This window comes from Spiribacter pallidus (assembly GCF_040838495.1).
Taxonomy (GTDB): domain Bacteria; phylum Pseudomonadota; class Gammaproteobacteria; order Nitrococcales; family Nitrococcaceae; genus Spiribacter; species Spiribacter pallidus.
Genome location: NZ_JBAKFM010000001.1, coordinates 675,250 through 685,706, shown reverse-complemented (window position 1 = coordinate 685,706; position 10,457 = coordinate 675,250). Strand labels below are relative to the sequence as shown.

8 protein-coding genes are annotated in these 10,457 nt (G+C 63.2%); 5 read left to right on the top strand and 3 right to left on the bottom strand.

The window, feature by feature from the left end; all coding sequences use genetic code 11:
* Window positions 1-13: 13 nt before the first annotated feature.
* Genes V6X73_RS03470 through V6X73_RS03460 form a run of 3 tightly spaced genes read right to left on the bottom strand, consistent with a single transcriptional unit; the run spans window position 14 to window position 4,810 of the window.
* Window positions 14-1,828 carry a hypothetical protein gene (locus V6X73_RS03470; RefSeq protein WP_367957677.1) on the bottom strand — a complete coding sequence of 605 codons (1,815 nt, stop codon included), beginning with the start codon at window positions 1,826-1,828 and terminating at the stop codon, window positions 14-16.
* 17 nt (window positions 1,829-1,845) lie between these two features.
* The gene (locus V6X73_RS03465; protein ID WP_367957679.1) at window positions 1,846-4,191 is read right to left on the bottom strand and encodes a hypothetical protein; all 2,346 of its coding nucleotides are present in this window, start codon (window positions 4,189-4,191) and stop codon (window positions 1,846-1,848) included.
* Entirely contained in the window at window positions 4,178-4,810 is a 633-nt protein-coding gene (locus V6X73_RS03460) for a hypothetical protein (RefSeq protein ID WP_367957681.1), read from the bottom strand. Before V6X73_RS03460 ends, V6X73_RS03465 begins: the two co-directional genes overlap by 14 nt.
* Before the next feature lie 298 nt (window positions 4,811-5,108).
* Here V6X73_RS03460 and V6X73_RS03455 point away from each other — a divergent pair, with 298 nt between their 5' ends.
* From V6X73_RS03455 to V6X73_RS03435, 5 genes are all read left to right on the top strand, one after another.
* Window positions 5,109-6,293, top strand: coding sequence for an RNA-guided endonuclease InsQ/TnpB family protein (locus V6X73_RS03455; protein ID WP_367957683.1), 1,185 nt, complete (start codon window positions 5,109-5,111; stop codon window positions 6,291-6,293).
* Window positions 6,294-6,428: 135 nt separating this feature from the next.
* Entirely contained in the window at window positions 6,429-7,391 is a 963-nt protein-coding gene (locus V6X73_RS03450) for a tyrosine-type recombinase/integrase (RefSeq protein ID WP_367957685.1), read from the top strand.
* 106 nt (window positions 7,392-7,497) lie between these two features.
* Window positions 7,498-8,541: an STAS-like domain-containing protein gene (locus V6X73_RS03445; protein WP_367957687.1), complete on the top strand. Its 1,044-nt coding sequence runs from the start codon at window positions 7,498-7,500 to the stop codon at window positions 8,539-8,541.
* 387 nt (window positions 8,542-8,928) lie between these two features.
* Window positions 8,929-9,489, top strand: coding sequence for a type IV toxin-antitoxin system AbiEi family antitoxin (gene abiEi, locus V6X73_RS03440; protein WP_367957689.1), 561 nt, complete (start codon window positions 8,929-8,931; stop codon window positions 9,487-9,489).
* On the top strand, window positions 9,486-10,364 hold the full coding sequence (locus tag V6X73_RS03435) for a nucleotidyl transferase AbiEii/AbiGii toxin family protein (protein ID WP_367957691.1): 879 nt from the start codon (window positions 9,486-9,488) through the stop codon (window positions 10,362-10,364). The genes abiEi and V6X73_RS03435 overlap by 4 nt, the downstream gene beginning before the upstream one ends.
* Window positions 10,365-10,457 lie beyond the last annotated feature (93 nt).

The window sequence follows — 10,457 nt, the reverse complement described above, 5'->3', positions numbered from 1 at the left end:
AAAACCGCTCATCTCAGACCGTCAAGGAGGCCGCTATAGAGGAACCCGGGGAAGACGAGACCTTGATGTGATGATCGGGGGACATCTCACTCCGGTGAAAAGGGCCCTTCTGGATCCGGTGTTTACAGAGGCCCAGCACATCCGCCGAGCGCAAGCCGCCATAGAACCCCAGCATGACCGCGGCGGCCGCTTGCGCGCCCCATACACCGCCGTGGTGCAGGCAATGATTCCAGATAAGGCCCGCCTCGTAGGGGGTGAGGATGTGGATGCGCTTCGCGGTATGCACGTGGGCCTGCCCGCCGGGCAGATGCTCCACCTCCGGCAGGTGCCCGATGCGCTTGGCATAACGCAGGCAATCCCCCCAGGTCTGGCGAAAATGCCCCACGGTTGTGTGCTGCCAGTCGCGCGAGGCGATGATCCGGGTTTCCATTCCATACACGATGTCGTCATCCCAGAGCGGGAGATTCATGGCTGGCTCGAGGGCGAGGGTGGAAACGGCCAAGAGGCGGCTTACGTAGGTGCGCAGGGTCGAGATCTTGGCCCGCTTGAGGGCGAGCTCGCAGAGCCAGCCAAGGCCGATATGGGCAAGGGTCGGCCCTGCCCAGAGGGCATTGAGCTCCCCGAGGCGCTTGTCGCGCTGGTCTTTGAGTTTTTGGTGATTGGCCTCGGTGACGTAATGGTTCTTGCCCTGTAGCGCCTCGGCGTCCTGGCAGAAGCGCTGCAGAATGCGATTGGCCTTCGTCGCCCAGTCCTCGGGCAGGGCCTCGGTATCAAACCACTCACCGCCCGCCGGCGCGGTCAGGTTGGCCAAATCCGCCGTGGGCGGTTTGATGGGCGCGCTCGCGAGTGTGTTCCCCGATAGACGCACCGATTGACGGGCGTCCGGTGCCGTAAGCGCATGCAGATCCGTGCAGGCGGGCAGCGGAAAGCCCTTGCCCAGTTCGATCAACGCCGGCGGCATCCCCCGGCCCTGGGGAATGAACCGCCCCACTAGGCAGAAGGTCGTCCAGCTTTTAAGCGGCACACCGCCGCGGTGGCCGGTATCCCGGCGAAAGTCCTGCGCAAACGCCTGAAAGGCCTTTTGCAGGGCATCCGTGACAGCCTTTTGCTTCTCGGCCGCGGCATCGATGAGCGCATCCTCGTGCAAGGTCGGATCGATGGGCTCGCCGAGGGCCTCGGCTAACAGCAGGACCTCGTCGCGGGTGTCCTTGTGGCTGCCCGGTGGCAGAAGCCGCGCGCAGCCCGGGGGCAGGGGCCAGTGGTAGTAAGCGCGGCTGAAGTTGGCGATATCGATGGGCAGGCGCAGGTTCCCGTCAGTGGTCACGCACGCCGGGGTAAGCCGCGCGAGGCTGCCGCTCACCAGATCCGCGCCCATGCCCGTGCGCGTGGTGAGCCGCAGGGCAAGGGCCAGGGCCCGGTCCATGGGTTCTAAGGCCGCGCGCTCGGCAAGCCAGCGATCGAGGTACTGGTCCATCGCATAGGCGATGGCCTGCTGGTGGAACTGCAACGCGCTGCTCGCGGTGGTCTGTGGGCGCGTGGGGTGATGGGTCTGGCCCGGCATGGCACAGGTGGCAGCCTCGGTGAGATTAATGGCCTCCAGCACCTCGGTGACAAGCTTGAATGCCCGGCGCTTGCGACCGTCCGGAAGCGCCTGGCGCGTAGCCCTGACCAGTTGATTCGCCTGAGCGCGAGGCAGCCGGTGGTTCTCATCAATGAGCGCGGCGGTATGGGCGATCAGGCTCGTCACGACTTCGGCATCGGGGCCCTTGAACCGCTTTGGGCAGAGGCGCTTCACCTGGTCGTAGAGCTTTTCTGGGTCGATGGACATGGGAGGGCCTCCTCAGGCTAGATCAATCGAAAGCCCGCGCGATGCAGCACATCGGCGAGCGCGTTTTTCACCGCGCCCATATCGAGGCTCGCGAGGGATTCCGGCTGGAAATACGTCCCGCCGGCGCCGGTATGGCTCATGACCGCATGCACGGCCGCCTCATCAAGCACCGGATCGAGCGCGGTGCACACGGTATGGCGGGTGGCGTTGGGGCTCGGGCGCGGGTCGTCGATGTTGTAGTCCGCGAGCACCCGGGCGAAATCGGTGTTGCTGAATACCTGCATGACGGCCTGCTGCCCGCGCTCGAGCTCGATCCAGGTGGGCAGGTCCTCACGACCCGGGCCGCGCGCGTCCGTGATCCGCCAGCCGGCGGTTTTAAGCATTTTCGTGCAGCCATTCACGGCCGCATTGAGCTGATCCAACGCCTTGCCAAGCGCATTGGCCACCGGCAGGACGCGCGCCTCGCGGTAGGCCTGGCTGTCCTTATCGCGGATTAAAAGCAGGGCGTGCTGGGGGCTTTGCACTCCCTTACCCACCCGCGTGGCGAGGGCGCGATCGGCGATTGGGCGGGCCCCGGTGCCGAGCTCAAAGGCGAGATAGGTCTGCGCGGCGAGCAGGCGCAGGTACTCAATCTGCGCCTGCGCTTCGGCGCTCGAGCCCTTCGGTTCGCGCCTGATTGCCTTGCGCGCCTGGATGAGTGCCGACCGCAGGGCCTCGAAAACACCGCGGTAGTCCTCAGGCGCCAGCGCTCGGGCCGAGCCGGTGGGACGCGCCAGGTTATCGCGCGGCGTCTTAAGACCGTCCAACCAGGGCCTAAGGCCATTGCGGGGTGCAGAGCGCTTGAGCAGTTCGGCGGCGAGCGTTTCATTGTGCTCGGCGAAAAGCGCCTGCAGCGTACCGGCGCGCTCGCGGCGATAGGTGCCGGGTACGATATGCCCGAAGTTAAAGCCGCCGGAGAGGATCTGCGCGGTGTTGCGCGTCTCGGCGAGGCGCTCGAGGGCATAGGCCCCGGTCTTTCGCAGCCGCTTTAAGCTGGGCGTCGCGCCCGGGGTATTGCCCAGGCGGTAAGCGAGCTGACGGTCAATCGGGTCGCGCCGGCCGGCCAAGGGCCGCTCCCCGCCCCAGGTGCGCAGGTAGTGCGCGATGCGAGGCGGCAGGACCAGCTCCACCATCAGGTTATCGTCGTCATCGTCGCCGGCGGTCGGGCCGTTTTTAAGCCGATAGATGAGTTGCTCCCCATCAAAATGCGGCGTCTCATCCGGCGGTTTCGCCGCGGACTGGGTTAAACGCATCAGCCGCTCGGGGTCGATGGTGGTGGTGAGTGCGAGCCAGGCGGTGAGAAAATCCAGCGGTTCGTTGGCAAGGACCTCTAGGGCATCCCGCACCCGCCCCAGCGGGAGGAGCGAGGCGCCGGCCGGGCTCTGCACGGCACTTGTCGCTGCCCGATCGGCGATGAGTCGTGCCATTCGTCGGCCGTCTTTCGGCGCGGTGGTGCTTGTCTCGCTGAGCGCGATGGAGAGCGCGGCCTCGAAATCGCTGGACGCCGCTTTGACCTCGGCCCGAGTCCCGCCGAGGTTCACCGTCAGGGTGTCCGTCCCGGGCGCCGTCAGCGTTGGGTCGGCGCGATCAGGCTGAGGTGTCTGGTCGCGGCACTTGCCCGATCGGCGGGGGATTGAGCGGCCAAAATCCGGGGCGTGGAGGTCTTTGTCATCCAGGCGCTCCATCGCCCGGCGGGGACCGGGCGTGCCGCCGCCCCCGTCACGAAGCCGCTCACCGACTTCCCGCGTGCCATCCAGGAGTTTGCCGAAGTTCTCAAGCCACTCGTCGAGCTCAGCCGGGGCGACCGCTTCACTCGCCTTTTTGGCTGCAAGGGCGTTATGGGCTGCCCACGCGGTGGCCCGCCAGTCTCCAAGCGGCGTGGGCATGTCGGTGCCAAGCCAGGTCAGACACCGGCGGATCTTCAGGAACTGGTCATAGTAAATCGTAACCTCGTGGCCATCGAAGCCACCGAAAAGCCCCACAAGGATCTGGCGCCGCGCCCGCTCGCCGGCCGCCTCATCTGGCGCTGACTTGGCCGTCCGCAGCGATTCCTGCAGTGTCCCGAACAGCGGATACTCCTGCTTAAGCCTCGATGGCTTGGTGTCGTTGAGCTCCAATGACCGAAGATCGACATCCAGGGTGACGTCGAGCTCATCGGCGATGGTCTCGATCACATCGACTGCCCCGTTCCACGGCGGGGCCATGGTGCATTCGACGAGCGTACCGAGCGCGCTTGTCTCGAGCGCAAGCGCCCTGGTGGGGTCGGCGCGCCATTCGCTGAGAATCGCTGAGAGGCGCTTCGGGCCGGCGTTAGAACGGGTCATCGAGGTACCATTCATCGGAGCGGTCAGCATCAATGGCATCGTTGTCGGAGGGATCGCGCCGGTGGTGATGCCGGAAGCCTTTTGCTGCCCGATAGGCGTTTTGATGATCGATACCCGGGTCGTCATCGGTGTCGGGGCCGTCCGGCGCTTCAGCCGGCGTGTGGGGGTCGGGCTCAACCGCCGCGACAGTCGGGCCATCAACACCGCTCTCATCGGAGGGCTCGGTCGGCTCGGCCGGCTCAGACGGATTGCTGACCGCCGGCGCTGGCTCCGGCTCCGGCTCCGGCTCGGGGTCGTCGGGCGTATCATCGGCAGCCTTGGGCTTCGCCGCCTCCTTCGCCGCCCGCTCGTAGGGCTTGAGCGCGCGCTGGACTGAGTCCAGGCTCACCGCATCCGCGAGCAGGGCGCGGATCTGCCTGGCTGAGAGCACTTCGGCGGGCTGGTTGAACAACACCTCCGCGAAAACTCGTTGCTTGCGGGGGTGATCGACGAACCAGTTCAACACATCGCGCCAGTTGTGGTCGGGCACTCCCTCCGCGGCCGGTTTGATGACCTGGTAGAGGTCCTTGACCACCTCCTGGTGGGTGGGCGTGGCAAGGTCATCGGCATCGATGAGCAACACGAAAACCGGACGATCCGGATGAAAGCGCTGAGTGAATGGCTCAGCGCGATCGGTTTGCGCGCCTTTCTCACCGTGGTTGATCCACGGCCGGTGTATAAGCTCGACGTTGGACGAGATATGGATATCGAGGACCCCGCTGCCTTGAGTGATCGCGGAGCGGGTAGCGAACCCAGCTTCGATTGCAGGCGTTGGTTCGCCGCGAGGCGCGCGGGCAGCGGCCAATTTCATCCCGATCCGACGCGGCCTGGGTTGGGTCACAATTGTGGTAACGGTGCTCCCGGGTAGACTGATTGTAGTGACCGATTTGCCATCAACAATCCAGCGCAGTTATCGCATTCGGATCTATCCGAATGCCGATCAACGCGCCGTGCTTAACCGCTGGTTCGGCACGGCGCGCTGGGCGTGGAATCATGCGCTGGAGCGTCGGAGCAAAGCCTATCGCCGGCGCGGGGAGTCGGTGAGCGGCGTTGATGTCTCGCGCGCGATCACGGCGCTCAAAAAGACGACACGCTACAACTGGCTCACCGAGGTGCCGGCAGGGGTCATCGTCCAAAAGCTCCGCGATCAGGATCGGGCGTTTACCAACTTCTTCTCAGGCCGGGCGAGCTACCCCCGCTTTCGTAAGCGATCGAGCGCCCAGTCGGTGCGCGTGCAGATCGACCAGCGCCAGCATCGAGCGCTTTCGCGTTGGGCGAACGAGGACGTTTTCGTCCCCGGGCTCGGGGCGATGCGCTGGCGCAATGGTGCTCACCCGGCGCAAGCGCCGAAGATGGTGACGATCCGGCGTGACGCCGCCGGGCGGTATTTCGTCACCGCGATGGTCGAAGAGGCGCCAGCCAAGCGGCCCGCGCCGACGAACAAGAGCGTTGGCATCGACCTGGGACTCAAGTCGCTCGCGGTGCTCTCGACCGGCGAGGTACTGGCGAACCCCCGGCACTTGCGGGCAAAAGAGCGGCGGCTGCGGCGCGCACAGCGTGCGCTGTCACGAAAGCGGCGCGGCTCAGGGCGCTGGCATCGTACCCGGCGTTCGGTGGCGCGCCTTCATGCACGGGTTGCCGACACCCGGGCCAATCACCTGCACCAACTCACCCGGCGGCTCGTTGACGAGAACCAAGTCATCGCCGTTGAGGATCTATCGGTGAAGGGCCTCGCCCGCACACGGCTAGCAAAGTCGGTGCATGACGCGGGCTGGGGCGAGTTCGGCCGGCAACTCGCCTACAAGGCCGAATGGGCCGGGCGGCAATTGGTGGCCATCGACCGCTTCGCCCCGAGCACCCGGCAGTGCTCAGGGTGCGGGCATGTGCGCGCCGCCGTGCCGCTTAGCACCCGCCGGTGGCAATGCCCCGAGTGCGGGGCCGAGCATGATCGCGACATCAACGCCGCGGTCAACATCGAGCGCATTGCGCTCGAACAACTACCCGGGGGAACCGGGGAAGTAAAGCGCGTGGAGAGTGGACGACCCCGGGGTGAGGCAGCGTAATCCGATGTCTGCACCTCGGCACTCAGCGAAGCGCGAACCGGGCAACCGCCGAACGGATCAGCCGGCAGGGGGTTAGCGTCGGATTTCAACGACTACGGGGCGTGGTTTCCCGAAAGCCTCAAGAAGGATGAGGCGATGCGCTGGATTCATGACCGGGATCCGCGCGAGCCGGCGAGCAGCTTCACCCGCTATGCCCGGCAGTGGTGGGCGCTGCACCGGGAGGGCTGGAAGCCGAGTTACGCAAAGCGTATCGAGCAGGTGATCGAGCGCTACCTCATCCCGGTGTTTGGTGAGCAACCGGTGCGCCAGATCGACGAGCGCGCGATTCTCGCCTTTCGGGAGTCGCTCGCTGCCGAGACGCAGACCGACGGCACCCGGGCGATCAGCAATACTCGGATCAACACGATCATGTCGCCGCTCTCCGGGATCCTGCAGTTCGCCGAACGTGAGCTTGGGATCAATAACCCCATGCGGCATGTTCGGACCCTTCGCGAGGAGCGCCCGGACGTCCAGCCCCTGACCGCCGAGGAGGTCTGGGCGTTTCTCGATGCCGTCGACCCGGCCTTTAGGCTGTACTTCGAGGTGCGCTTTCACACCGGGCTTCGCACCGGCGAGATCAATGGGCTGAAGGTGAAGCACGTCGATGTCGAGCGCGCTCGGCTGCGCATTCGTGAGGCGGTGGTGGATGGCGTGCCAACGAGCCTTAAACGCGCCACCGCCCGGCGGGACGTGCCGGTGTCATCGGGGCTCGCCGAGGCGCTCGCCGCGCATATCGCCCGTCGTGACCCCGATGACTATGTGTTCCTGGACGAGGATGGCCGGGCGCTCGATCCCTCCAAGGTCTCGCGCCGGGTCTGGCATCCGACGCTAAAGGCGCTCGGCCTGCGGCCGCGCCGGGTCTACGAGACCCGGCATACCGCAGCCGTCCTGCATCTCGCCGCTGGGGAGAACCCGATCTTCATCTCCCGGCTCCTTGGGCACAGCTCCGGCGAGCTGCTGTTCCGCCGCTACGCGCCGTTCGTCCCTAACGCCGTGGGCGGCGACGGGGCGGCGTTTGAAGGGATGATGGCGCGGGTGCGGGCGAGGCGGGCGGCGTGAGGGTCGTGGCAGTCTGCGAGATCGCAGGAGGGGTCAGTCATAGGTTGACAATAAGCGGTCGTAAATTGACAATAATTTGACGTTAGATTGTCAATCAAGGCGCGATATGAACAAAGTGCGGGCACGCGGAGAATCGATTCGGCAGTTCATCTTCGAACAAATTGGAGACCACCACCACGACATTGCTGCGGTCACGGCAGAACACTTTGGCATTAGTCGCCAGGCCGTAAACAAGCATTTGCAGCGACTGGTGGAGGAAAAGGCGCTGGTTGCGCACGGTGAGACGAAGGCTCGGCGATATGCCCTGCGGCCGCTAGACATCTGGCACAAGACTTACCCCATCGAGGGTAAGCTTACCGAAGATGGCGTCTGGCGGTCGGATATCGGGCCAGCCTTCGAGCATCTGCCGGAGAACATTCGCGATATTTGGCACTATGGATTCACCGAGATGTTCAATAATGTCATCGATCATGCGCAGGCGAGCAGCGTGACGGTGCATTTCAAACGAACGGCGATGGCCAGTGAGTTGATGATCATCGATGATGGAATGGGTATCTTTCGAAAAATTCAAGACGCGCTGGGTTTGCTCGATGAGCGCCATGCGGTTTTAGAACTCGCCAAGGGAAAATTCACCACTGATCCTTTTAATCACAGCGGCGAGGGGATCTTTTTTACCTCACGGATGTTCGATTGCTTCGACATTATTTCAGGTGATGTCTATTTCACGCACCACTTTGAAGCGGACGAAGACTGGATTCTGGAGGCCGGAAATGTATCAGGGACGCAGGTGTGGATGAAGATTAACAACCACACCGCGCGTAATGTTAAAAAGGTTTTTGATCAATATACCGCTGGCGATGATTTTGGCTTTGATAAGACGGTAGTCCCGGTCCAACTCGCTCAGTACGGGGACGACAAGTTGGTGTCGAGGTCGCAGGCTAAGCGTCTGCTGGCGCGCGTTGACCGATTCAAAGTGGTGATTTTGGACTTTGAAGGTGTAGAAACAATTGGGCAGGCATTTGCTGATGAAGTTTTCCGCGTTTTCACCCACAAACATCCGCAGATAGATTTGGTTCACATTCACACAACCGATGCAGTGATGCGAATGATTAAACGAGCGACAGCCGGTGGTTACCCCCCGGAGAATTGATTAAGATGATTTTTTGACCTAGAACAAGGCTGCGAAGTGCATCCGCGGGTCATCGCCCTACGCGAAGCAGGCCGCGGTCGTGCCGATCAATGGTCGAGACTCCGCGAAGCCATCGACTTTGCTGAGACCCATTGCGGCGGTGATTTACTCAATTGTGTCCTGGATCTGAAGGGCCCGGGGCGTATCACCCTGCATCCGATTCCAGAGAAGTGATCCATGAGTGGCACACGCCCGGCTCCAGGCAGAGAATAATTCAACGCAACAGCTCGCATAAATATCCGTTAACACGCTATCCCCTTCCGAAACCACCAGTCGGTCTAGCGCGCCAAGTAGACAATAAAGCGATTCTCAAATAATATTTCTGTCTACTTAATGGCTGCGGCGGCGATGCAACAGATTGACGCGCTGAAGATTCTAACCGAGCAGGCGGCAAGCGGGCGTGCGGTGTTCACCCGCCGCGACCTCGAGCGCATGTTTCGCGCCGATCGTCCCGCGGCACGGGCGGCGACGCTCAAGCGTCTTGTCCAGTCCGACTGGCTGCGGCCCGCCGCCCGCGGCGTGTACGTGTATCCGGCAGGGCTGCGCAACGACGGCTATGATCTCGAGCGGATCGCCCGGGCCATCCGCCGCGGTGACTACAACTATGTGAGCCTCGAGTCGGCACTCTCGGAGTGGGGAGCGATCTCGCAGGTTCCGATGGGCTATCTCACGCTTATGACCACCGGCCGCAAGGGAGTCTTCAAAACCCCTTTGGGAACGATCGAGTTCACGCACACGGCAAGACCGCTCGAGGCTATTCTGGCCGCGACGGTAAGTCCGTCGGACCGGCCGCTTCGATTGGCTACACCGGAGGCGGCGTGGCGTGACCTGAAGCGCGTGGGACGCAATTGCAACATGGTCGATCAGCAAGCGCTTGAGGAGATCATCGACGAGCGGGGCGTGGGATGAAGCTCGATGCCCTGGTGGATGCTGCCATCAGCGAGGCACCGGATCTGGCACCCTTGCGGCCGGTGGTGGAAAAAGAGCTCCTCCACTACGAGATCCTAAGGGCACTTGATCAGGCCGGCCTGCTCGATCAGCTTACCTTCCAGGGCGGGACCAGTTTGCGGCTCTGCCACGGAGCGCCACGATTCAGTGAAGATCTGGACTTCGCGGGCGGACCCGCTTTTGCTGCCGGCGATGTCGAGGGTATGGCGCGGGCGATTGAATCCTTGATCGAGCGTGATTTCGGGCTTGATGTGCGGGTTAAGGCGCCCACCGGTAAACAAGAGTCCGAGCGCACTGCAGATGTTGCTGTGAGTCGCTGGCAAGTCATTGTCACGACCGCGCCGGCGAGGCCGGATCTGCCGCGCCAGCGAATCCGGCTCGAAATCGCTAACGTACCCGCGTACTCGAGCGAACTGCGTCCATTGCGTCGCAACTACGCCGCGCTGCCCGATGGCTATGAGGATATCCTCGTGCCTGTAGAGAGCCTCTCTGAAGTGCTTTGTGACAAGCTTATCGCCGTGGTGGCGTCGAGATTGACCCGTCATCGGGATCTCTGGGATCTACCCTGGCTGCAGCAGCAGGGCGCGACGATCGACCCAGAGTGGCTGAGAGCCAAAGTCGCCGATTACGGCCTGATTGATTATCAGGGCGCACTCGGACGCCGCCTCGCGGTCTTGCCCGATGATATTAATGCTGAAGCGTTCAGCGCCCAGATGGCTCGCTTTCTGCCGCCTGCGGTCATTGAGCGGACAATCGCGCGACGCGGCTTCCTCGATTACCTTGTCTCCGCGAATCAATCTCTACTCGAGCAGGCTCGCGCGGCGGTCGTGGACTGAGGCGAGTTCGAAGACTTGGCCATGCTGCGCGGGGTCCTTTAACTCATGATTCATGATTGCATGATTACTGATAGACTAGTCGATAGACTGGTT